Origin of the sequence: Treponema parvum (genome assembly GCF_017893945.1) — a bacterium.
Lineage (GTDB): Bacteria > Spirochaetota > Spirochaetia > Treponematales > Treponemataceae > Treponema_D > Treponema_D parvum_A.
In genome coordinates this window covers 425201-447394 of record NZ_CP054257.1, presented here as the reverse complement: position 1 = coordinate 447394, position 22194 = coordinate 425201, and the positions used below count along the sequence as shown (strand labels likewise).

Here is a 22194-nt window from a genome sequence, read left to right as displayed (position 1 = left end):
TTAAAATCCCTTGCTTGAATTGATATTTCCTTCCATCAATTGTCTCTGTGTCATAATGAAAAATACAAGCACAGGAAGCATATAGATAATTCCCATCGCTGCAACAATGTTAAAGGAGGCAATCATTTGTTCATTTCTTGTAATGGCTCTGATGTATGTGGCTATAACCGGTGTCTTATTTCCAAAAAGAAGAGTGTTGAAAAGGATGAAGTTCGACCATGCTGATAAAAACGAGAATACGGTTATAGAAACTATTCCTGGTTTAACCAGATAGATTATTACCTGTCTAAAACCTGAGAATCTTGTACAACCATCTACCAATGTAGAATTCTCAATATCCCTTGGTATACTATCAAAAAAATTTTTTATGATATACGTGGAGCCGGGAAGCCTAAATGCAATTGCAACCAGAACAACACCCAAAAGTGTATTGGCAATACCGAAAGCCATCAACACGTACAAAACCGCAATGAGCAACAACAAGGTTGGAAACATTCTTAGGATCAAAAGCCCTGTTTGTATTGTCCTTCTTCCTTTAAAGCTAAGTCTAGATAAAGCGTATCCTGCAAGAAGACTGATTACAACTTCTGCAAACGTAACACAAAGCGTAAAGATAACTGAATTACCAAGAGCCTTTCCTATCGGCTGAATTGTGGTCTGATCTCTAAGTTTCATTGCTCTAACGACAAACTCAAAATTCTGCAGTGTTAACTCTCCATCCTTGAAAAAGGCCATTACGAAAAATGATGCAAACATCACAGCAACAGGAAGGATGAACAGAAACATAACGACTATTGCGAGATTCTGTCTCTTTTTTTCCTTTCTAGTAAGTACAGGTTTATTACTTTTCATTTGCTGCATCCCTCCTTCTTTTAATCTCTTCTGCACACTTAAAAAGAAGCATCAACATGAAAACTATCAAAATCAGAAGTACTGAAATTGCTGCGCCATATCCGTAGTCCTGTCCCACAAAAGCCTTGTGATATGCAGAAAGTGCCCATACCTCCGTCCTGATCAGCGGACCTCCATTGGTTATAAGTAGAATATTTATGTAGTTAGTCATAAGACCGAGCGTCTCCCACATTGCTATAAACTTTATGTGTGGAGATATGTTAGGAATAATAATTGTCTTAACTATTTCCAATTCGCTCGCTCCGTCCACATGGGCAGCCTTAAACTGATTGTCAGGAATGGCTTTAATAGCAGACGAGAAAATAATCGATCCATACGCCAATGACACTACAAGCTGAGCTATTACAATAACTACAAACGGGTATTTTGCTATCCAGTTAATAGGCTCAAAATTCCTACATAGTGACATTAGGACATGATTAATGAATCCTGCCTCAGAAGCATCAAGAAACCAGATCCAAAGCACTGAATAGATAACTGACGGAGTAATCATAGGAATCATGATTAACGACTTAAAGAAGCTAGACCATTTCTCACTTTTTATAAAGTAGGTAGTCATGATTGCAATAAAGAGATCCAACACCAACGTAAATACAATAGTCACTACGATATAAACGATTGTATTTCGAAGAATCACAAAAGTATTGGGATCCTTGAAAATCCTGATATAGTTCCTGAAACCATACCATTCCCATATGAAGGCACCATCCAGAGATGTAAATGACATCACTATTGTCAAGATTGAAGGTACAATATAAAAGAGGGAGATGAGAATGAGAAACGGTGAAAGAAAAGCATAACCTTTAACAGCCTTGTTCTTCAATTGTCCCTCCTGGTTACAAAAATAACAGAAAAGAGATCCTCACATCCTTTCCATTTATCACAACTAATCATCCTACTTGTAAATTACGTTTTTAATGTTAAGCGCCGTCTGAGTCTTCAGGTCAGCCAAAGCTTTTTCAGGTGTAGTTTCACCAAGCTCTAAAGCGACAATCTGCTTGAAGAGTTCTCCAAGGAAAGTGTTCAAACCATTGACAGATGGGACTGTAATTGCATAGTCACTCATGTATGTCACCTTGCCTACAATTGGATTAGCAAGAACCTTTTCATTCTTATTTGCATCCTTGACAGCTAAAAGCGAGTTGATTTTTGCACCATGGAGAGCAAGAAGATCGGAAGAATCATTGGAAAGCTCTGCCAGAATATCAAGGCAAATTTCCGGATATTTTGTATCAGCACTGATTCCGATATATTGTGGAGCCGCAACGGTAAAAGGTCCATTGGTATACCGACTTTTTGGAAAGAGAATAAATGCTTCCTTTTCCGCAATTTTTTCATTGGAGAGTTTTACAGCACTGGCAACATATCCTACAGAAAAGATTGGACCATAATAAGCAAAAGCTTCACCTGTTCCAACATGTTGGTTAATTGTAGACCATCCCATCTGATTGAGGTTGTTTGGTGTAATCTTTGTTATGTTGGCGTTATCATAAGTAAACTTAAAGAATCTCGTAAGGCCTTCAGAATCAAATACAAGCTCTCCATTAGCAGTATAATATTCACAGCCAAGAGCTTTCATAACATCAAGAAAGTCTGGACCTCTTCCTGGCCTATGCTCAAGACCGTACCTTGCCCCGCCTTTTTCAACAACCTCATTACAAAGAGCAATGAAATCTTCTAGGGTAAATTCACCAGAAGCTACACGACTGGGAAGAGCTTCAATCTCATAGTTTGTCCATCCTATTTTTACAAGATCTTCCTTGGAATAGTATATAACCCTTGTCGGGAGGTCTGGCGGATACGCATAAACCTTTCCATCTACAGTAACACCGTCAAAAGCAGCCATTGTAAAGACATCCTGATTCTCCTTTACGAAAGAGGTGATGTCCAAAAGAAGTCCTGCCTTGATTAGAGAAGCCGGGTCTGCGATTGCATAGAAATCCGGAGCATCGTTTACCTTGTGAGCGAACACAATGTTATTCTGATACTCAGTCCAATCAATTGTCTGATAATCCTTTTCAAACTTAATTCTAATGTTTTTGCCTTCAGTCTCGTACTTGGCGTTTAGTCGCTCCGCTGCACCGACAACTGCCTCAGGGATTGTGATAAAGTCCATATTATGTGAAATCTTGAGCGTAATCACCTCCATTCCTCCATCTACGCTCTTTTCCTTGGCTCCGCCGGCAAAAATTGGAGCAATAATAACAAACAACACAAAAAGTGCAAATGCAAGTCTCTTCATAAAAGATCCTCCCTGTAAAATATATAACTTAATTATAGATGATTTTGGTCATAATGCAAGTAAATTGCATATTATATGAAATAATATTTCATATAAATACAAAATATGTTGCAATATGTTGATAAATTAATTTATACTATATATATGAGAGAATATAAAATCATTGGGGATATGCATACACATACATTAGTAAGCCAACACGCTTACTCAACCATAGGAGAAAACATCGCCTACTCAAAGAAACTAGGGCTACAATGCATAGGATGGACAGACCATGGTCCTGAAACGGAAGATGGCGCTATTTCTCATCACTTTTTCTGTCTTAACTCTATTCCCGAGTTCTTGGACGAGATAAGGGTTTTTAAGGGAGCGGAAGTAAACATAAAAAGCTTTCAAGGACGAATAGACCTCAATCCTTCGATACTCCATTTTTTAGATTGGGTCATAGCATCCTACCACATCGAGGCAATTGAATTTGGAACAAAGGAAGAAAATACGGAGGGCTGGCTGAATGTAATAAAGAACCCATATGTTGATTGCCTTGGCCATGCAGGAAATCCCGTATATGATTTTGAACACGAAGTTGTTATAAAAGCTCTCAAAGATTCAGGTAAGATTCTCGAAATCAATTCCAACTCCTTTACCGTAAGAAAAGGAAGCAAAGAAAATTGTTCAGATATAATTAGACTTTGCAAAAAATATGATGTTCCCGTAGTTGCTACATCAGATGCTCACATCATGTATCGAGTCGGTGATGTAAAAGAATCTCTGGAACTTCTCAAGGAGCTCGAATACCCTGCAGAAAGAATACTTAACTCCTCTTTTTCCTCTATCTTAGACTATATTGATAGAAGAAAAAAAGAAAAAGCTACAGTTTGGGGCAATCATCCAATATGATCCAATATCCGCAAATGTGGAAAACGTCTTTTTATGTTTTTAGCCCTTACTTATTAGCCACAAGGAATTCTCTCTTAAATTTTCCGCTTCGCGACTGCTTTGCGCGGGCAATCTTTCTTTAAGATAGCACAGCAAAATCCCGCAAATGCAGAAAACGAAATTCTTTTCCGATCGATGCGATAGTTTCCAATTATGGCGCCGTTTGAGTTATAATAAAAGGCCGGATATATGATCGATCTACGCGCAGTTATAAACCGACGTATGTCCATGCACATCGGTTTATGACGAATTTCGGCAAAGCAAAAGCATCGCTTTTACATATTTTGACGCCGTCCGCGGCGATACTCAGTCGTCCTCGAAAGCTCAAACCCTTCTGAGATGGCACATTTTACGGGAGGTCTATATGAAAAACGTTTCCATATCCGGCGATATTCCGGTGCAAAAGCTAATTAAAAAGGCGCTGGAAATGCTGCAATTCTCTTACACACCGTATTCGCACTGGAAGGTAGGCGCCGCGCTGCTCTGTGCAGACGGGAAAATCTGGGGCGGCTGCAACATTGAAAACGCCGCTTATACGCCGTCAAACTGCGCGGAGCGCACGGCCTTTTTTAACGCTGTAAGCGCCGGTGAAAAAGAATTTAAGGCTATTGCGGTTGTCGGCGGCAGCGAAGGAAATGTAAGTTCCTTCTGCTTTCCGTGCGGAGTTTGCCGCCAAGTTATGATGGAATTTTGCGATCCTGAAGATTTTATCGTTATCGTAGCAAAAAATACGGACGAATACCGCATAAACACATTAAAAGAACTCTTGCCCGACGGCTTCGGCCCGGTGTCGCTGAAAATGTAAAAATCTGTGCCGCAAGACAATTCATCGTGTGATAATCGGTCGCACGACAATCCTGTGTGCGCGATAAGTCAGCGATCCGATAACCCCGCGCACGACAGCGCGCGATAGCCGGACAATCCGGTGATAAGTCAGCCCCGCGCTTTGCGCGGGGCTGTACAAAAAAATGTCTATAGCTTTTAAGGCTCTAAACTCATACCTGAATTGCCTTCATCGACGTCATATACTTACGGAGCTTGCGGCCTACAACTTCAATCGGATGTTCTCGAATTTCAGAATTCACGTTCACAAGTTCCGTATTGTTTACACTGTTGTCCCTTAAAGCTATTCCTTTTCCTATAACGTCTATATCGATCTTGCTCATAAACTCTTTTTCCAAAAACGGCACGGCGGTATTCGAAAACAATGCGCATCCGTACTCGGCCGTATCCGAAATAACGCGGTTCATTTCATAGAGCTTTTTGCGGTCTATAAGGTTTGCAATAAGAGGAACTTCGTGCAGCGATTCATAGTATGCGCTTTCAGGTTTAATACCCGCGTCAACCATGGTTTCAAAGGCAAGCTCGCATCCGGCCTTTACCATAGCTACGAGAAGGATTCCCTTGTCAAAGTATTCCTGTTCGGAAATTTCTTCGTCGGTTTCAGCGGTTGTTTCAAACGGAAGCTTTCCCGTTTCTTCGCGCCACGCAAGAAGATCATGATCTTTGTTCGCCCAATCCTTCATCATCGTTGAACTGAATTTGCCGGAGATAATATCGTCCATGTGTTTTTGATAAAGCGGCGTAAGCAAAGCTTTAAGCTCCTTTGAAAGTTCGTTCGCTTTTATCTTTGCAGGATTTGAAAGCCTGTCCATCATGTTTGTGATTCCGCCCCATTTAAGAGCTTCGGAAACGACGTTCCACCCGTGCTGCAGGAATTTTACGGCATAGGCGGGTTTAATTCCCTTGCTTACCATTTTATTGTAACACACTATGGTTCCCGCTTGAAGCATACCGCAAAGGATGGTCTGTTCGCCCATAAGGTCGGACTTTACTTCCGCAACAAAGTCGGACTCAAGAACGCCAGCCTTATTGCCTCCCATGCCTACCGCTAAAGCCTTTGCATAAGCCCAGCCCTTTCCTTCAGGATCGTTTTTAGGATGAACGGCTATGAGATCGGGAACTCCGAATCCTCTCTGGAATTCATGCCATACTTCAGTCCCGGGCCCCTTGGGAGCACACATTACAACCGTAATATCCGGACGAATCTGCATTCCTTCTTCGACAATATTAAACCCGTGACTGTACCAAAGAGCGGAGCCCTTTTTCATGCGCTTCATAACTTCGGTAACTACGGCTGTGTGCTGCTTGTCGGGAGTAAGATTTCCTACGATATCCGCCGCGGGAATAATTTCATCGTAAGTGCCTACTTTAAAACCGTTTTCAACGGCGTTTTTCCAGCTTTGGCGTTTTTCTTTGATCGCGTCTTCACGGAGCGCATAACTTACGTCAAGCCCGCTGTCTCTCAAGCACATTCCTTGATTTAAGCCCTGAGCTCCGCAGCCTACGATAACGATTTTTTTACCTTTAAGAGCTTTTACTCCGTCTGAAAATTCTTCACGCGCCATCGAACGGCAATGTCCGAGCTGCAGCCTGGCTTGCCGCCACGAAATCGAGTTAAAATAATTCTGTCCCATCACTATCTCCACTATATAAAACCTGTACTATTGTTGAAGAAGCTTTAGTATAACTTCAATTTATTCAATGTAAATAAATTATATATGTAAATCATTGCTCGGTAAAGAGGCATATCGCGCTCTTTCTGTATCGCATCCATACTTTATTTGTTAATAAAATATACCGGCTAAATTGAACGGCGCTATTTCAGGCCTTCAATTTAATTGCGAGTTTCGGACAAAGCCGAAACGTCGCCGGTTATAACTGTGCGCAATGAGCGCACAAAAACGGCATTCTTGGAAATTGAAATTTCCTTGCATGTCGTTTTTTAACGGAGGCACTGATGAAACTGATACGATCGACAGCTTTATTGTTGACTTTTGCGGCGGCTCTCATTTTGAGCGGCTGCGGAGCGCAAAAAGGAAATTTCGCCGCGATGGAATTCGCAGCCGACAGCGCGCCTATGCGAGCAGGCGGCGTCTATGCGGCAGAAAGAAAATCCGTCGGCGATATTGCCGATACTGCTCCGACTTTGCCTGAAAACCGCAAGCTCATCCGCACGGGGACTATCCGCTTTGAAGTTTCGAGCCTCGCCGAAACGAAGGCTGCGGCGGAAGCGTGGGCAAAGCGCTTCGGCGGTTACGTTTCCGATTTTTCGGAAGACAGCCGCTCGCTCGGCATGACGGTTCACATCCCGTCTTCCGCTTTTGACGATGCGATGTCGTCGTCCGGCGATATCGGCAAAATCGTTTCAAAATCTGCGGACAGCGTCGACGTCACCGACCGTTTTTACGATTTGGATTCGCGCTTGGCAACTCGCCGCGTTTTGCTCGAACGGCTGCAGTCTTATCTTAAGGAAGCGAAAAACGTCAAAGACATGCTCGAAATTGAAACCAAGATAAACGACGTTACATCCGAATTGGAGCAGATGCAGGGACAGTTCAACCGCCTGTCCAAGCAGATTGATTATTCTGAAATCTATGTTGAAGCGAACCTGCCGTACAATCATGCGGAGGACAGGGGATTTATCTTTCCCGATTTGAAATCAAAGTTCATCGAATTCTGCGAAACCGTCGTCGGATTTTTTACGGGCTTTGTGTTCGTAATTTTGTACATAATCATCTTCGGCATACCGATTCTCTTTGTCGCGTTTTTGCTGTATTGGATTTGCTTCGGCAAAATAGGAGTGCTTCGGAAACTGTTTGCAAAGATACGCGCAGGACAACCGCACAGTGACCGTGCGCGCAAGGAATGAGGGCTGCATTAAAAGAAAAAAGGCGAACCGCAGAGCGGCGGCATCAGTATCGTGTCAACGCTGCCGCTGTAGCAAAACCGTGCTGATTCGGCGGGATTATGCCGCGAACGCCGATTTACATATACGAAAAAGGCGATTTTCGATATACTTTTGCCAATATGAAACTGGATACGTTCGTTGAAGAGCTTGAAAAGCGCTACGGAGCGGTAAAGCGCGCGCGAGGCTGTTTTTTATATACGCAAAAAGGGGTAAGGCTTACCGACTTGTATCAGGAAGGCGGAAGAGCCTTGCTGGGCTGGGGCGGAAATTCCGCGTTTACGGTTTTTAAAAACGTATTAAACCGGGGCGTAACGGGAAGTTTTGACACGATCTTTGCACCCAGACTGAAAAAGGCGGTGGAAGAGCTTCTCGCGTCGGAGCGCATCACGGCCGTTTTTTTTGAAAAAGAAGATGCTCTTAAAACGGCGTTAAAAGCCGATCCTAAAAACACGGTTTTTTGGCGGCCATGGAGCCAAGACAATACCGATTGGGCTTTAGCGGATTCCGTTATAATCGAGCCCCCCCTGCCGTGGACGCCTTCTCTTTTTATTGTCGCCCTTAAGCCCTCAAAAGAGGCTGAAAAACTGATCGAAACTTCCGACTGTAAAAGGCTTCCGTCTCCGCTTGCGGCCGCCGTCATACGTTCGATCTACAATATGATCTCTGCACTGCAGGAGCGCTCTGAAAAAGACTGGTACGTTTATGACAGCTTAATAAAAAACTATTGGACGCGTAGAGGGCCTTATCTTTATCCCAAAGCCTCCGAAAAAGATTACGATGAATTTGTGCTGCACTGTCTGGACTGTAAGATCGTCATAAGCCCTTTTTATGATATTCCTTCCATAGTTCCTTTCGGAGCGGATAAGGGAGTTTTCACTCAGCTTAAAAATTCGCCGTTTCACTGAACATCGCTTATCAACTGCGCGCAAAAAGCGCAAGAATGCGGCATTTTCGAAAATTGAAATTTTCTGCAATGCCGCATTTTATTGAATGCTTATATACATTTTTAAATTAAACTACCGATAATAGATATATGGCAGACTCACAGGATTTTTCGGCACAGCTTATGGCGGCGGTCGAAGCTAAAACACAATGGTATAACACGGTAAAACTTCCGGAATTGCTTGAAAACTACCGGATAATGCATTCGTGCGTAAAAAATCTATACGATTTACTTGTAAAAAAGTCCAGAATTACGAAGGATCCGTATAAACTTGAAAAAAAGATTTCGGACGTCAGAGCGCCTGAAAACACACCGTTCCCTGAAAACGAAGTAAGCGTTGTTTTGGGAACGCGTTTTTCAGACTATGAATCCATGCTGGATTTTATTTCCATATATTTCAGTTTTTCCATCTCGAACATGACGCTGGAGCGCATAAAAAATCTTGCCGCACTGAACAATTCATTCCTGTGGGACAGCCTTTCAACAAATTCCTCAAATGTAAACACGCGGTGCCTTGCCAAACTCATTGCGGAACTGAGAGTCGGAACCGACCCGATGACGGCGAGCGCCTTAAACAACGAGCTTTCAAAAAATGCGAAGCTCATAGTAAGCATAAATTCCGACATAAAAGAACTTTCGGAATTTCAAAAAGAAGTATACAAGGTTTCCGTGCGCAAAAAAGTTATTGGCCATAAGGACTTTGACCGCTCGGCTGCGTTTTCAAGTCCTCAGGCCGAAATGCAGCAGATAAAAAAAATCTTTCCTTCGGCGATGGATAAAACGCCGTTTTACACTGCGCTTATCGAAGAGATAATCGAAGAAGACCAAGGACCGGGAAAAGAAGAAAGAAGAAAATTCCTTTTTGCAAAATTACAGATTCAACAGGATTCTGTAAATAGAAATACTGAAAAAGTTGATCCCAGACATCTCCTTTTAGACGCCATTCACGGCTTGGCTGCAGTCGGTCCGCAGATAAACCTTATGGCGGACAAGCTGAGAGAAAATCACAATGTTTTAGTAGACCAAAACAACAGCAGGTGGCAAAAATTTTTAAGACTTCTCAGAAAAGCGTTTAACATTTCCGAGCCGGAAGTAGAGTACCAAGTATACATTACGGATCCGGTAACAAAAACGGAACGCAAAGAGTATATAAAATACGCTGTTTTTATGAAAAATCTCACTCAGATTTCTCAGCAATACATGCTGCTTTCCGCAAAAACGAACCCTATTTACAAAAGAATCCAAAGCGAAGCATCTCCCGTCATCGTCGATTTTTTGAACAAAAATTTTTCACAGTGCCAAAGGCTTCTTTTGGAACTTACCGCCTTGGACGATTTTTTCAAATCTGCAGCGTCCCAGTCTTCTCTGCCTAAAATAAAAGGAATGAGGATGGAGCTTACGACGTTTAAAAATATTCTTGTAAAGGCAAATCAGCGCCGCGTCGAATATCTGTCGTCCGTGGAAGAAGATCAGCAATTTAGAAAACTGGGAATATTAAACGATGAATAAAAGATATTTTTTTTTCAGGTCTTCGCTTTTTTGCGTATTGTTTTTTATCGCCAACTTTTTTTTAACTGCTCAGAATTTCATATTTGAAGAAGATTCTTCCCAAATAGATCCCAAACTGCAACGCAATTTTACAATCATTCAAAACGAACACAGACACGATTTAAATCCCCACACAGCATCTTACAGTTCCGAAGCGCAGATTTTAGGCAACATTTACGAAGGACTTTTTTCATACGACCCTGTAACCCTTTCTCCGCTAAACGCCGTTGCGGAATCTTACAAAATCTCACGCAACAAGCGCAGATGGACGTTTACCATACGTGAAAGCGCCAAATTCAGCGACGGGCGACAGATTACGGCGGAAGACGTACGAAATTCTTGGCTCAGGCTGCTTTCAAATCCCGACGCCCTATACGCTTCTCTTTTGGACGTCATAATAGGAGCAAGGGAATTCAGACTGGGTGCAGGGAAAAGGGAAGACGTGGGGATAACGGTAAAGGACAATACCCTAGTCGTCAGACTCGAAGCTCCGTGCGCGCATTTAAGCAGAATCTTGTGCCATCATGCGTTTTCGGTAGTCGACGAAGACCTTTCGCTTGCAAGCGGAGCCTTCGTTCTTGAAAAACGGGAAAAAAAGCGCATAGTACTTAAGAAAAACGAATATTATTGGGACAAAGAAACCGTACGGCTCCCCCAAGTAACCATAGAACTCTCGGATGACGAAACGGAAAACGCGTACGCGCTAAATACCGGAAGCGCCGATTGGGTGGATAACGCCGTGTCGACTGACAAATTGCTTTTAAAAAGCTCGGTACACATCGGCGCCCAGTTCGGAACCCAGTACTTTTTTTTCAAAACAGCAAGATCTCCGTGGTCGGACGCCGCTTTTAGGCTTGCGCTGCTCACGGCGGCCCCGTGGCAAGAGATGCGAAAAGATTTTCCCGTAAAAGCGCAAACTTTCATTTATCCGCTTGCAGGTTATCCTGTCGTAAACGGATTTTCCGAAACGGACGAAGACGAAGCTTTAGCTCTTATGAAAGAAGCGCGCGCAAAGGCCGGAATACAGGAAGATAAAAAACTAAGCCTTGTTTTTGCGATTATGGACAACGCCTACATGAAAAAAAGCGCGGAACTGCTCAAATCCGCGTGGGAAGCGCTCGGCGTGGAATTGATAATCCAAACAAAACCGTCCGCAGAATATCTTGCTTCAATCGCAGACTGGGATGCGGATTTGTTTTCATATACGTGGATAGGAGATTTTTCCGATCCTTTGGCATTTTTGGAACTTTTCCGTGGAAATTCGACTTTAAATGTATCCGGTTACAATAACGAAAAATTCAACGAACTGCTCGACCAAGCGTCTTCAGACGAAGGTTCCGCGCGATTAAAACTGCTCGCACAGGCGGAACAGCTCCTTCTCGACGAAGGGGTTGTTCTGCCCATATCGCATCCGGTAAGTTTTAACGCCATAGATCTGGATTCCATAGGCGGATGGACTTCCAACAGCCTCGACATTCATCCGTTTAAGTACATATATTTCAAACAAAAAAATTCAAAGGTTCAAAATATCGTAAAAAAAATGCCGTAAAAAAAGACTGCACGGGGCGGCGGCAAACTTCGAAAAAAAAGCTTCCATAAAATAAATAAGTGCAATATAATAATTTATCCCGATTCATCACTTTTTATTTTTAATACGAGGAATTTTATGGTTATTTTGACATTGAACTGCGGAAGTTCGTCCGCAAAGTACCAGCTTTACGACTGGGACGGTAAAAAAGTTTTAGCAAACGGCATTGTGGAGCGCGTTACACAGAAAGGCTCGGTGATCACGCACAAAGTAGGAAAAAACGCATACGTCGTCGAAAGTCCGTGTCCTACGCACAAAGAGGCGATAGAACTTATCATAAAAGAAATAACCGATCCTAAAGTCGGCGTTATCAACGATATGAGCGTAATAGGGGCCGTAGGGCACCGCGTACTTCACGGCGGAGATAAATTTACAAAATCGGTAATAATAACGCCTGAAGTGTTGAAGATATTCCGTGAAGTGCAGGACTTGGGTCCCCTCCATAATCCCGCAAATATTATGGGTATTGAAGCCGCTCAAAAGGTTCTTCCGAATGTTCCGCACTGCGCGATCATGGACACCGCATGGCATCAGACAATGCCCGAAACCTCATTTATGTATGCGATTCCCTATGAATGGTACGAAAAATACCACGCGCGCCGCTACGGCTTTCACGGCACTTCGTTTTTGTATACGGCAAAGAGAGCTTCAGTCCTTTTGCACAAAAAACCGGAAGATACTAACGTTATCATATGCCATATCGGGAACGGCGCTTCCATGTGCGCGGTTAAAAACGGCAAGTGCTTTGACACTTCCATGGGCATCACACCGCTTGAAGGCCTTGTGATGGGTACGCGGACTGGAGACGTCGACGCGGCGCTTCCGTTCTACATTATGAGCAAAACCGGCATGAGCCCTGAGGAAATGAACCTTGCGCTTAACAAAAAATGCGGACTTTTAGGGATAACGGGAAAATATACCGACCGAAGAGACGTTGAAAAGGCGGCAAACGCCGGAGACGAAAGGGCCAAACTCGGCATGGGTATGGAAGTATACCGCATAAAAAAATACATAGGAGCTTATACGGCGGCTCTGGAAGGCAAGGTGGATGCGATCGTATTTACCGCAGGAGTGGGAGAAAATTCCATAACAATCAGAAGGCGTTCCGTTGAAGGTCTTGAAAGCTTCGGCATAAAGATGGATCTTGAAAAAAACAAAGCCGCAACTACGGGGAACGCCGAAACCTGCATAAGTTCTGACGATTCCAAAATAAAAATTCTCGTAATTCCCACGGACGAAGAGCTTGTGATAACCGAAGACGCATACGCTCTGATGAAAGGAACTTATGACGTTCACACGCATTTTACTTACAGCTTTCAGGACCCTAAATATGTAAACAAGGCGCGTGAAGAAGCTCTATTGAGCGAGCTTGAAAAGAAACCTGAACTAAAGAATATAATAATACGCCCGTAAATTTAAATTTCCGCTCCGCCTGAGACAGGGCAGAGCGGAAACCTTCCTTATTGCGGCTGTTTTCCTATGTAGGCTAAAATTCCGCCGTCAACGTAAACTATCTGCCCGTTCACAAAATTAGACGCATCGGAAGCAAGGAAGATCGCAGGGCCCTGTAAGTCTTCGGGCGATCCCCAGCGTCCGGCGGGAGTTTTTGCGCGTATGAAAGAATCGAACGGGTGCATTGAACCGTCGGGCTGTTTTTCGCGAAGAGGCGCCGTCTGCGGAGTTGCAATGTAACCGGGGCCTATGCCGTTGCACTGAATGTTTTTGTCGCCGTATTCGGAACAGATGTTGCGCGTGAGCATTTTAAGACCGCCCTTGGCGGCTGCATAGGCGCTGACCGTTTCACGGCCGAGTTCGGACATCATTGAACAGATATTTATGATCTTTCCGTGGCCTTTTTTGATCATGGAAGGAAGTACGGCCTTAGAAACTATAAAAGGCGCGTTCAAATCTACGTCAATTACCTTACGGAAATCGGCGGCGGACATTTCGATCATCGGAATGCGCTTTATAATTCCCGCGTTGTTTACAAGGATGTCTATAACGCCTACGTCCTTTTCGATTTTCTTTACAAGTTCAAGAACTTGATCCTCGTCAGTAACGTCACATACATATCCGTGTGCTTTTATGTTTTCTTTTTTATACGCCTCAAGCCCCTGATCCACAAGATCCTGCTTTATATCGTTAAAGACGATCGTGGCGCCGCATCTCGCGAAAGCCGAAGCTATTGAAAATCCTATCCCATAGGAAGCGCCGGTAACCAGCGCGATTTTTCCATCCAAACGAAAACTGTTCACATCAATCATAAAACCCTCCATAAAAACTTTTGCAGATTTTTAATATTTAAACAAAGGCAGGATACTTCATGCCTGAAATTATATGCTAAACGGATCTTTTACCGCAAATCTTCGGTTTTTATCCAATCCTGATCCGTATACGTCCTGTTTTCTCCGCACATAGCCCAAATAAACGTGTAATTTGTGGTTCCGCATCCGCTGTGTATGGACCAGGACGGGTTTATAACCGCTTCGTCATTGTGAACGGTAATATGCCTTGTTTCCTGCGGTTCGCCCATAAAATGAAACACCGTTTGATTTTCAGGAACGTCAAAATAAAAATAAACTTCCATGCGTCTCTCATGCGTATGAGCCGGCATGGTGTTCCATACCGAACCTTTTTCAAGATGCGTAAGCCCCATTGAAAGCTGGCAGGTGTCGAGAACGTCGGGATGAATGTACTGATTTATAGTTCTCTCGTTAGCGTCGTCGGCGCTGCCGGCTTTTACGTGTTTTGCCTCGCTTAAAGGAATAACTTTTACAGGATATGAAGTATGAGCCGGGGAAGAAGTCATGTAAAATTTAGCTGGAGATTTGGCGTCGTCGGAAGAAAAAGAAATGTCTTTTATTCCCGCTCCTATGTACATGGCGTCGTAATTGTTTATCTTGTACGATTTCCCGTCGGCATTAACCGTTCCGCTTCCGCCTATGTTGATTATTCCCATTTCACGCCGCTGCAAAAAAAAGTCCACCCCGAAATCCTTCATGGGATCAAGACCGCTTTTTAAGTCGACCGTTTTTTTAACGGGCATCGCGCCCATCACAACTATGCGGTCGATATGGCTATATACAACGCTCACTTCGTCCGCTTTAAATATATTTGTTACAAGAAATTCTTTTCTGATTTCCCGCGTGTTCATCCTTGAAAAGGGCTCTTTTCCTGTGGAATAACGTATGTCGATCATTTACAAAACCTCCCGGATTGATTTTAAGTATAGCATAAACTTCGAGATTTTCTAGTTTTAAGGCGGCCTTTTGCGATAAAATCGCAAAAACCAGGCGTTTGTTGCACGGACTCATCTTTATAAGAGCACGGCCCGTTCAATCTCTTTAGCTTTGTCAGATCCGCATAAAGCGCTTATCATTTCAACGGCAAAATATCCGGCCGTTCCGGGGCCTCGTCCCGTCAAAACATTCCCGTCGCGCACAAACGGAACGTCCTTTACGTGGACGCTGCCTGCCGTAATTTCGGGATACGCGCTGCCGCAGTATTCGGAAAGCTGAGTTTCCATGCCGGGATAGCATGTAAAACGCTTGCCTGAAAGAACGCCGAGCTTGGCCAACACAACCACGGGCGCCGCGCATATAGCCGCAACAAGCTTTTCTTTCATAAACATCCTGCGTATAAAATCGCAAGCGCTCGCGTCAAGTCCTACATTCGCGGCGCCCGGCATTCCGCCGGGAATAAAAACCGCATCCGGCAAGGCTTCTCCGCTCTCAGCAAGCCAATCTGAAAACAAAACGTCCGCAGAAATTTCAACCTTGTGCGAACCGGAAACTCTCTTACCTGCGCTTTCACCGGCCGCGGGAAGAGCGGCCGTAACAACTTCGACGCCCGCCCTGCGTAAATAATCGACAGGGGTTACTGCTTCCGTTTCTTCAAATCCGGGAGCTAAAAAAACAATCACTTTTTTCATAGCACTATTATATACCGTTTGCGTAAAAAATTTCCATATTTTCAAAACTTGAAATTTTACCAAGCTATGTGAAAAAGGCTGTACTCCCGGCAGCGTCCTGCCGATGCGCAGGGAACTTCGCACTTTGCGCCCTGCCGCGCGTCGCAGTATTTGACTAGTGAGCGGAGCGAACGACGTCCTCGCCGCAGTATTTGACTGCGAGTTTGCGTCGCAAACTCTTTAGTCAGCGCGGAACCGGCGCGTGGCGAAGCCGAACGGTGTTCGCGCTGAAAAGCAGGCGCACATGTTACGCACATGCCAAGCACTGACTGATTGAAAATTAATATCTTTAAGTATAGAATATTTTTATGAAGCAGGTTCTGATAATAGACGCGTCTCCTATGTTCCGCGAATTTTTAACCGACAAATTATCGGCCGAAAAAATATCCGTTGAAGTTTCACAGGGAGAACGCGACGCTTTTATCAAGATGATTTCAATTCTTCCCGACCTTGTAGTTATCGATATCAAAACTACTTCAGCTCACTTGGCGGAATTTCTTTATAAAAAGCAAAACGATCCCAATGCAAAATCCATTCCCATAATAATTTCAGGCCCTACCATAGAACACGAAAAACTTGCCCAGTTCATACAGTACGGCGTTATAAAATATTTTACCAAACCCATAAAATTCGACATTTTTTTTGAAACGATCGGCCGCGTCCTAAAAGAACCTTTTTCAATCGACATGACGCCGTGCATACTGGATCTGCATTTAAACAACAATATTATCTTTGTGGAAATTTCCGAAGGCCTTAACAGAGAAAAACTTTCGCTTTTAAAATATAAAATTTCCGAAATGATCGACGCAAACAATCTTAATGCGCCTAAAATCGTCGTAATGCTTACAAACCTTACTTTAAGCTTTGTGGACGTTATCAATCTTGAGCTTTTGTTTTCAAGCGTTATCGGCGACGAGAGGATCAAAAAGAAGAACATAAAGATTCTTTCTCTGGATCCTATAATAAAAGAATTGATAAACGGTCATCCCGAATATAACGGCATTGAAGTCGTAAACAATTTATCGATCGTTTTAAATTCTCTTGTCGAGTCTCCGACGCTGTCGAATACGCCCGAACTTATAACCGATAAAATTCTGTCTGCAGACAGAAACGTCGCAAGCGGTTCCGTCGAAATGCGTTTTTTATCGGACTCAGGAGGGGCGGCAAAAGGCGAGTTTACAGGTAACATGATCAATATTGCCGTAATCGACAACGGTTCCGTTACGCGTCAAATATTAAAGAACGCTTTATTCGGCATAGGAGCAAACTGCTCTTTGTTCGCTACGGGCGAAGAATTTCTTAAGACCCTGCCGAATACAAAGTATAATCTTATAATCCTTGACGTTTTCATAAACGGCGGCCTCGGTTTTGAAATCCTTCGTGAACTTAAAAAAAACCCGAAATCCCCTCCCGTCATCATATACTCTCAGGTAGCTCAACCTTCCACCATAATCCAAGTTCTCTCGCTGGGAGCGAAAACATTTATGGCCAAACCTCAAAAACCCGAAGTTATAGCAAAAAAGGCTGTGGACGTTCTAAATGGAAAATCTTGATCCGAAACAAGAATTCGGCGGCGGCATTCTTGCAAATACGCTGCATGAAATAAGGACTCCGATCCAAACCATCATCGGAACATTGGAACTTTTATCCGAAACTTCTTTAAACGAAGAACAGACCGAATACATACATCAAATACAGTTCGGAGCGGACATTCTTCTTTCAATGGCGGACGACGTACTGGATCTTTCAAAAATACGTTCGGGAACGTTCAAGCTTGAAAACATAAGTTATAACATTCGCTCTCTTGTAGAGCACGTTATGGATCTTGTATGCATTGAAGCCTTTAATAAAGGGCTCGAAGTCGTAACGGATATAGCCGAAGACGTTCCTGTCACGGTAATAGGCGACCCTACCCGCGTTCAGCAAATTTTGCTAAACCTTTTGAAAAACGCTGTGAAATTTACAGGGGAAGGCCATGTTCTCTGCCGGCTTTCGGTCTTAAAACAAAACCTCATGTTTGAAGTGTTCGATACGGGGATGGGCATAACGAAGGAAGCAAGGAAAAAACTTTTTACATCGTTTTTTCAAGCGGACGCTTCCATAGCGCGTAAATACGGAGGAACGGGGCTGGGGCTTAGCATATGCAAAACTCTTGTCGCCGCCATGAACGGCGCAATAGGGGTTTCAAAAAACAAACCTAAAGGTTCAAGGTTTTGGTTTTCAATTCCGCTTAAACTGCCGCACGGCCGAAAGGTTAAATACGGCCCGGCCATTAAAGACAGCCGTACAAAAATCCTCATCGTAGACAACAATAAAACGGCCTGCAAGAGTATTTTAAACAAAATAGTGCAATGCGGATTCAGCGCGGAAAATATCTTTACGGTAAATTCGGGCAAAAGCGCTCTGTCTACGCTGAAAAAAGCGGTTAAAGAAAAAAAGCCGTTTTCCATCGCCCTTATAGATATGATCATGCCTAAAATGGACGGATGGTATCTTGCTTCCGAAATCCGCACGAGGAACCTGTGCCTGAACACAAAGTTATATATGCTCTCTCCCGAGGGGCAAATGGGCGGCGAAGCTAAGATGAAGCTGCTTAACTGGTTTAACGGATATCTGTACAAACCAGTTAAGCAAGCCAAATTATATCAAATCTTACAGGACGCGGCGGGTTTTCACCGCAGTGCGGAAGCGCAAAAAGAATCGGGCGTAAATCCCGTAGAGAAGCAGGAAGCCCAGGAGCAGGTAGCTCACGGCCTTTCGGTTCTTGTAGTAGAAGATCATCCTGTAAACAGAAAACTCATTTCAACCTTTTTGCAAAAACTCGGCGTAGAAGTGCTGGAAGCATCCGACGGAAGCGAAGCCGTCGAAATGATAAAACAAAATCCTGAAACCGACATGGTTTTTATGGATATTCTTATGGCAAACAAAAACGGCATCGAAGCTACCGATGAAATTCGCGCCATGGACTACAGGGGAATAGTTATCGCCTGCACGGCAAACAATGATTTTGCTTCGGTTGACGAATATGAAAAACACGGAATAAACGACACGCTTATAAAGCCGTTTAAAAGTTCCGACATAAAAAAAATGCTTCTTAAATGGCAGGATTTACGTATTTTACCGGCGGAACCCATCCCGGAAGACGCGTGGCCTGAACAAGCGTAAACGGCCGCGTTTTGGCGGCCGCGGCCGATGCTCTCGGAGCGCCTTGCAGAGCGCAGCAAGATTGTCCCTCGCCGGTACATCGGCGTTGCGCGAGAAACTTCGCGCTTTGCGTTCGCAGCAAGATGCGGCGGTATTTGCCAGGCATATTCTGCGGCAACTTTATTACAAGGAAAAATTATGTTGAATATGATAACCGACTATCACACACACTCCACTTTTTGCGACGGCAAAGACAGTCCCGCTTCCATGGCGGAATCGGCGTTTAGAAAGGGTGTTTCCGTATTCGGTTTTTCAAGTCACGGAATGTATCCCTTTTCTTCACCATGGCACATTCCCTCAAAAGACTACGCCGCTTACTGCAATGAAATCAGGCGGCTGAAAGCGGAATACGAAGGAAGGATGGATATCCTTTTATCGTTCGAAGCGGACTACATAAGCGGCATCTGCACGCCTTCGATGGAATCTTACAAATTATTCAAGCCGGATTACCTTATAGGAGCGGTACACTTCTTACAGACCCAAGAAGGAATTTTCGCCGTCGACGGTTCTGCGGAAAACGTAAAAGCCGGCATTGAAAAGCATTTTAAAGGAAACGGAAAAGCCGCCGTCTGCGAATATTTTTCTCTGCAAAGAGAAATGCTTTGCAAAGGCGATTTTACTGTCTGGGCGCACCCCGATCTTGTTCGAAAACGCAATTCGGTTTTAAATTTTTTCAGCGAAGACGAATCTTGGTACAAAGACGAATTGTATGCAACGGCAAAGGAAGCAAAAAAAGCGGGCGTCGTTGCGGAAATAAATACGGGAGCTATTTCCAGGGGAGCTATGGACGACGTATACCCTTCCTCGCAATTTCTTTCAATTCTGCACGATCACGGAATACCGGTAACATTTTCATCGGATTCACATGAAAAAGGCACAATAGCGTTTGCCTTTGACAGGGCAGCCAAGGCCGCAAAAAAAGCGGGCTATACCGAAGTCGTATACATAGACAGGGACAAAAATATAAAAAGCATGGCCTTTTAGCTCAACGGTTTTGCAATTCGGATTTAGTCTGGCAATCTATGCAAAAGCATGCGGAAGGCAGCGCCCGTAAACGCTTCTCGGGAATTTCTTTGTGACACATAAGGCAGTGCCCGTAAGTTCCCCTTGAAATGCGGTCAAGCGACTGATTTATCATCTGAAGACGCTCCGCATCCTGCGCGCTTAAAGAATCCAAAAGAGTTCTGTCGACGACATCGGAAGCTATGTCAACGACGTCTCCCGACTCAACCGTTGTCAAAAGCTTTTCAAAATCATTGTCTTTTTCAGCAAGGGCATCAAGTATTTTATTTCTTTGTGCTATCAATACGTTTTTCATCTCTGCAACAAACTTTTCGTCCATCATTATCTCCATGTTGACATACTTGCCGGTTTTGTAGATACTGAAAGAATACCGATTGCAATCTACACAGGCAATCGGTCATGATATCTCCGTTCCGAATGTTTTGAACGGAGACGCAGCCGGATCTCAGGATCCAACCGGCGTGTAATAATATACACGTATTTATCCTAAACGGCAACTTAATTTTACCGTTATTTTGATTTTTATTGCGGAGGAATCGTGGCAAAAGAGGAAGCGATTGAAGTCGAGGGCGTCGTAAAAGAAGCGCTGCCCAATACTATGTTTCGTGTAGAATTGCAGAACGGGCATATCATCATGGCTCACCTGTCCGGCAAGATGAGAAAGCATTACATAAGAATTGTTCCCGGCGACAGTGTAAAAGTCGCTCTTTCTCCGTATGATTTAAACCGCGGAAGGATAATATTCAGACAGCGCTAAAACGCACGTTAGATAAAAGATCGGCCTTGTTTCGGCGGCCGAAGTTAAATCCGTGGTTCCTGTGATTTTAAAAGAAAGTCAATTTGTTTTAGGTTGCTCGGCGGCGGGCAGCCTTTGTTGTTTTAAACCGCCTATCGGGAGCCTCTAAAAGCCGCAGTTTTTGGAGGTTGTTTTGAAAATGCCCTATTCTTTATTCTGTGAAAAAAGACATTTAACCGCTGCAAGAGCGCCCTTTATTCCGTTTACAATTGCCGCAATGCATAAAACGGGGACAAACAATCCTATAGGAATAATCCACAAAAAACCGAACGAATACGGAAGGAATATTATTCCGAGCGAAATCATAAGCAGCCGTTTTATGAGCATTACCAGCGCGTCGCTTTTTGAAAGATTTTGCGGAGGTTCCTGCCTGCCCCATGAAAAAGAATGCCAGTACGTATTCCCTTCGGAATTTTGTTCGGACGAGTTCTGTACATTTGCAAACCATTCCCAAAATGCATCCGCACTATCAAACCGGCTTGCATTGCCGTATCTTTGATTTGCAAACGGATCGCTATATGAAGACGTTTCGGCGGAACCGTACATATCGTATTGGGAGCGTTTGGCTTCGTCGCCCAGCACGGAATAAGCGGCGTTTATGTTTTTAAATCTTTCTTCGGCCGCGGCGTCGCCGGGATTTCTATCAGGATGATATTTAAACGCGAGTTCCCTGTATGCCTTTTTTATTTCATCGGCCGAGGCCGTCTTGGAAACACCGAGTTCCGTGTACAGATCCTTCAAATTAAACCTTCCTTTAAAATTTACCGCAAAGGCGAAAAGCTGCCGCGCCGTTTACCTTATAACGACCCACGTCGCTCCGCTCCCGCCCATATTCCTGTTGGGATGCCCGGATGCGCCGAGCCTTTTATCCGTTTCTATAAAAGAACGAACGGTTGCTCCCAGAACGGGATCGCTGCCGTGCGAGTGGTTTCCCTTCCCGTGGATAATCAAAACCTTACGAAGCCCTTTTAGCTTACATTCGCTTATAAAGCCGTCCAGCCGCTGCCACGCTTCTTCGCGGGTAAGACCGTGAAGATCCAGACGGCTTTGAGGGCTCATAGCCTTAAGGTATGCTCTGTCTTCAAGTTTGAGCCGTTGATCATATTCGTCCGCAGCGGCATCTTTGTCAATAACCCCGTAACGCCGCATCCACATTTCCATAGGATTTACGGTTTTTTCAGGAGCCTTGGGGCGGGAATTTTCGGAACATTTATGAATGTCTTTAGGTTCCTTTTTTTTAAGAGTTTCCCACTGACTAAGAATATCACCGAAATCCATAAG

The 22194-nt window shown here is 43.9% G+C and carries 21 protein-coding genes; 11 read left to right on the top strand and 10 right to left on the bottom strand.

Annotated elements, in window-relative coordinates; genetic code table 11:
• The 3 genes from HRI96_RS02050 to HRI96_RS02040 all read right to left on the bottom strand — a co-directional run bounded on the left by HRI96_RS02050 (position 1) and on the right by HRI96_RS02040 (position 3154).
• Entirely contained in the window at positions 1-852 is an 852-nt protein-coding gene (locus tag HRI96_RS02050; RefSeq protein ID WP_210117873.1) for a carbohydrate ABC transporter permease, read from the bottom strand.
• Positions 842-1735 carry a carbohydrate ABC transporter permease gene (locus HRI96_RS02045; RefSeq protein ID WP_210117872.1) on the bottom strand — a complete coding sequence of 298 codons (894 nt, stop codon included), beginning with the start codon at positions 1733-1735 and terminating at the stop codon, positions 842-844. The genes HRI96_RS02050 and HRI96_RS02045 overlap by 11 nt, the downstream gene beginning before the upstream one ends.
• 72 nt (positions 1736-1807) lie before the next feature.
• Positions 1808-3154, bottom strand: coding sequence for an ABC transporter substrate-binding protein (locus tag HRI96_RS02040; RefSeq protein WP_210117871.1), 1347 nt, complete (start codon positions 3152-3154; stop codon positions 1808-1810).
• Positions 3155-3298: 144 nt separating this feature from the next.
• Between HRI96_RS02040 and HRI96_RS02035 the strand changes: the two genes are divergently transcribed.
• Positions 3299-4051 carry a phosphatase gene (locus tag HRI96_RS02035; RefSeq protein WP_210117870.1) on the top strand — a complete coding sequence of 251 codons (753 nt, stop codon included), beginning with the start codon at positions 3299-3301 and terminating at the stop codon, positions 4049-4051.
• A gap of 403 nt (positions 4052-4454) precedes the next feature.
• A complete protein-coding gene (locus HRI96_RS02030) occupies positions 4455-4895 on the top strand; it encodes a cytidine deaminase (protein ID WP_210117869.1) in 441 nt (146 codons plus the stop codon).
• 190 nt (positions 4896-5085) lie between these two features.
• On the opposite strand, the gene ilvC is transcribed toward HRI96_RS02030, so the two are convergent.
• Positions 5086-6567, bottom strand: a complete 1482-nt coding sequence (ilvC, locus tag HRI96_RS02025; protein ID WP_210117868.1) for a ketol-acid reductoisomerase — start codon at positions 6565-6567, stop codon at positions 5086-5088.
• A 323-nt stretch (positions 6568-6890) separates the two neighbouring features.
• Between ilvC and HRI96_RS02020 the strand changes: the two genes are divergently transcribed.
• From HRI96_RS02020 to HRI96_RS02000, 5 genes are all read left to right on the top strand, one after another.
• Positions 6891-7802 carry a DUF4349 domain-containing protein gene (locus HRI96_RS02020; RefSeq protein WP_210117867.1) on the top strand — a complete coding sequence of 304 codons (912 nt, stop codon included), beginning with the start codon at positions 6891-6893 and terminating at the stop codon, positions 7800-7802.
• Between the two features lie 158 nt (positions 7803-7960).
• Positions 7961-8746 (top strand): hypothetical protein, encoded by a 786-nt coding sequence (locus HRI96_RS02015; RefSeq protein ID WP_210117866.1) that lies wholly within the window; start codon positions 7961-7963, stop codon positions 8744-8746.
• Between the two features lie 128 nt (positions 8747-8874).
• Positions 8875-10293 carry a TP0584 family protein gene (locus HRI96_RS02010; protein ID WP_210117865.1) on the top strand — a complete coding sequence of 473 codons (1419 nt, stop codon included), beginning with the start codon at positions 8875-8877 and terminating at the stop codon, positions 10291-10293.
• On the top strand, positions 10286-11881 hold the full coding sequence (locus tag HRI96_RS02005) for a peptide ABC transporter substrate-binding protein (RefSeq protein ID WP_210117864.1): 1596 nt from the start codon (positions 10286-10288) through the stop codon (positions 11879-11881). The genes HRI96_RS02010 and HRI96_RS02005 overlap by 8 nt, the downstream gene beginning before the upstream one ends.
• Before the next feature lie 117 nt (positions 11882-11998).
• Entirely contained in the window at positions 11999-13333 is a 1335-nt protein-coding gene (locus HRI96_RS02000; protein ID WP_210117863.1) for an acetate kinase, read from the top strand.
• 47 nt (positions 13334-13380) lie between these two features.
• Here the strand turns inward: HRI96_RS02000 and HRI96_RS01995 are convergent, their stop codons facing one another.
• From HRI96_RS01995 to HRI96_RS01985, 3 genes are all read right to left on the bottom strand, one after another.
• Positions 13381-14184: a gluconate 5-dehydrogenase gene (locus tag HRI96_RS01995; RefSeq protein WP_275946056.1), complete on the bottom strand. Its 804-nt coding sequence runs from the start codon at positions 14182-14184 to the stop codon at positions 13381-13383.
• 89 nt (positions 14185-14273) lie between these two features.
• Positions 14274-15116: a 5-dehydro-4-deoxy-D-glucuronate isomerase gene (gene kduI / locus HRI96_RS01990; RefSeq protein ID WP_210118595.1), complete on the bottom strand. Its 843-nt coding sequence runs from the start codon at positions 15114-15116 to the stop codon at positions 14274-14276.
• Positions 15117-15236: 120 nt separating this feature from the next.
• Complete coding sequence (locus HRI96_RS01985) at positions 15237-15851, bottom strand: DJ-1 family glyoxalase III (RefSeq protein ID WP_210117861.1); 615 nt, start codon at positions 15849-15851, stop codon at positions 15237-15239.
• Positions 15852-16198: 347 nt separating this feature from the next.
• On the opposite strand from HRI96_RS01985, the gene HRI96_RS01980 reads away from it, so the two are divergent.
• The 3 genes from HRI96_RS01980 to HRI96_RS01970 all read left to right on the top strand — a co-directional run bounded on the left by HRI96_RS01980 (position 16199) and on the right by HRI96_RS01970 (position 20078).
• The gene (locus HRI96_RS01980) at positions 16199-17443 is read left to right on the top strand and encodes a response regulator (protein WP_210117860.1); all 1245 of its coding nucleotides are present in this window, start codon (positions 16199-16201) and stop codon (positions 17441-17443) included.
• Entirely contained in the window at positions 17430-19055 is a 1626-nt protein-coding gene (locus tag HRI96_RS01975) for a response regulator (RefSeq protein WP_210117859.1), read from the top strand. Before HRI96_RS01980 ends, HRI96_RS01975 begins: the two co-directional genes overlap by 14 nt.
• 177 nt (positions 19056-19232) lie before the next feature.
• Positions 19233-20078 carry a histidinol-phosphatase gene (locus HRI96_RS01970; protein WP_256729273.1) on the top strand — a complete coding sequence of 282 codons (846 nt, stop codon included), beginning with the start codon at positions 19233-19235 and terminating at the stop codon, positions 20076-20078.
• Between the two features lies 1 nt (position 20079).
• Here the strand turns inward: HRI96_RS01970 and HRI96_RS01965 are convergent, their stop codons facing one another.
• On the bottom strand, positions 20080-20439 hold the full coding sequence (locus HRI96_RS01965; protein WP_256729272.1) for a TraR/DksA family transcriptional regulator: 360 nt from the start codon (positions 20437-20439) through the stop codon (positions 20080-20082).
• Positions 20440-20655: 216 nt separating this feature from the next.
• Between HRI96_RS01965 and infA the strand changes: the two genes are divergently transcribed.
• A complete protein-coding gene (gene infA / locus HRI96_RS01960) occupies positions 20656-20874 on the top strand; it encodes a translation initiation factor IF-1 (RefSeq protein ID WP_210117858.1) in 219 nt (72 codons plus the stop codon).
• Positions 20875-21057: 183 nt separating this feature from the next.
• Here infA and HRI96_RS01955 read toward each other — a convergent pair whose 3' ends face one another.
• Together HRI96_RS01955 and HRI96_RS01950 are read right to left on the bottom strand one after the other, a co-directional pair.
• Entirely contained in the window at positions 21058-21654 is a 597-nt protein-coding gene (locus tag HRI96_RS01955) for a J domain-containing protein (RefSeq protein ID WP_210117857.1), read from the bottom strand.
• 51 nt (positions 21655-21705) lie between these two features.
• Positions 21706-22191: a Smr/MutS family protein gene (locus HRI96_RS01950; protein ID WP_210117856.1), complete on the bottom strand. Its 486-nt coding sequence runs from the start codon at positions 22189-22191 to the stop codon at positions 21706-21708.
• Positions 22192-22194 lie beyond the last annotated feature (3 nt).

Bases quoted from the DNA above. Each gene is read 5' to 3' on its own strand.
- HRI96_RS02050 (WP_210117873.1), bottom strand. From the start codon at position 852: ATGAAAAGTAATAAACCTGTACTTACTAGAAAGGAAAAAAAGAGACAG.
- HRI96_RS02040 (WP_210117871.1), bottom strand. From the start codon at position 3,154: ATGAAGAGACTTGCATTTGCACTTTTTGTGTTGTTTGTTATTATTGCT.
- HRI96_RS02035 (WP_210117870.1), top strand. From the start codon at position 3,299: ATGAGAGAATATAAAATCATTGGGGATATGCATACACATACATTAGTA.
- HRI96_RS02030 (WP_210117869.1), top strand. From the start codon at position 4,455: ATGAAAAACGTTTCCATATCCGGCGATATTCCGGTGCAAAAGCTAATT.
- ilvC (WP_210117868.1), bottom strand. From the start codon at position 6,567: ATGGGACAGAATTATTTTAACTCGATTTCGTGGCGGCAAGCCAGGCTG.
- HRI96_RS02020 (WP_210117867.1), top strand. From the start codon at position 6,891: ATGAAACTGATACGATCGACAGCTTTATTGTTGACTTTTGCGGCGGCT.
- HRI96_RS02015 (WP_210117866.1), top strand. From the start codon at position 7,961: ATGAAACTGGATACGTTCGTTGAAGAGCTTGAAAAGCGCTACGGAGCG.
- HRI96_RS02010 (WP_210117865.1), top strand. From the start codon at position 8,875: ATGGCAGACTCACAGGATTTTTCGGCACAGCTTATGGCGGCGGTCGAA.
- HRI96_RS02005 (WP_210117864.1), top strand. From the start codon at position 10,286: ATGAATAAAAGATATTTTTTTTTCAGGTCTTCGCTTTTTTGCGTATTG.
- HRI96_RS02000 (WP_210117863.1), top strand. From the start codon at position 11,999: ATGGTTATTTTGACATTGAACTGCGGAAGTTCGTCCGCAAAGTACCAG.
- HRI96_RS01995 (WP_275946056.1), bottom strand. From the start codon at position 14,184: ATGATTGATGTGAACAGTTTTCGTTTGGATGGAAAAATCGCGCTGGTT.
- HRI96_RS01985 (WP_210117861.1), bottom strand. From the start codon at position 15,851: ATGAAAAAAGTGATTGTTTTTTTAGCTCCCGGATTTGAAGAAACGGAA.
- HRI96_RS01980 (WP_210117860.1), top strand. From the start codon at position 16,199: ATGAAGCAGGTTCTGATAATAGACGCGTCTCCTATGTTCCGCGAATTT.
- HRI96_RS01975 (WP_210117859.1), top strand. From the start codon at position 17,430: ATGGAAAATCTTGATCCGAAACAAGAATTCGGCGGCGGCATTCTTGCA.
- HRI96_RS01970 (WP_256729273.1), top strand. From the start codon at position 19,233: ATGTTGAATATGATAACCGACTATCACACACACTCCACTTTTTGCGAC.
- HRI96_RS01965 (WP_256729272.1), bottom strand. From the start codon at position 20,439: ATGATGGACGAAAAGTTTGTTGCAGAGATGAAAAACGTATTGATAGCA.
- HRI96_RS01950 (WP_210117856.1), bottom strand. From the start codon at position 22,191: ATGGATTTCGGTGATATTCTTAGTCAGTGGGAAACTCTTAAAAAAAAG.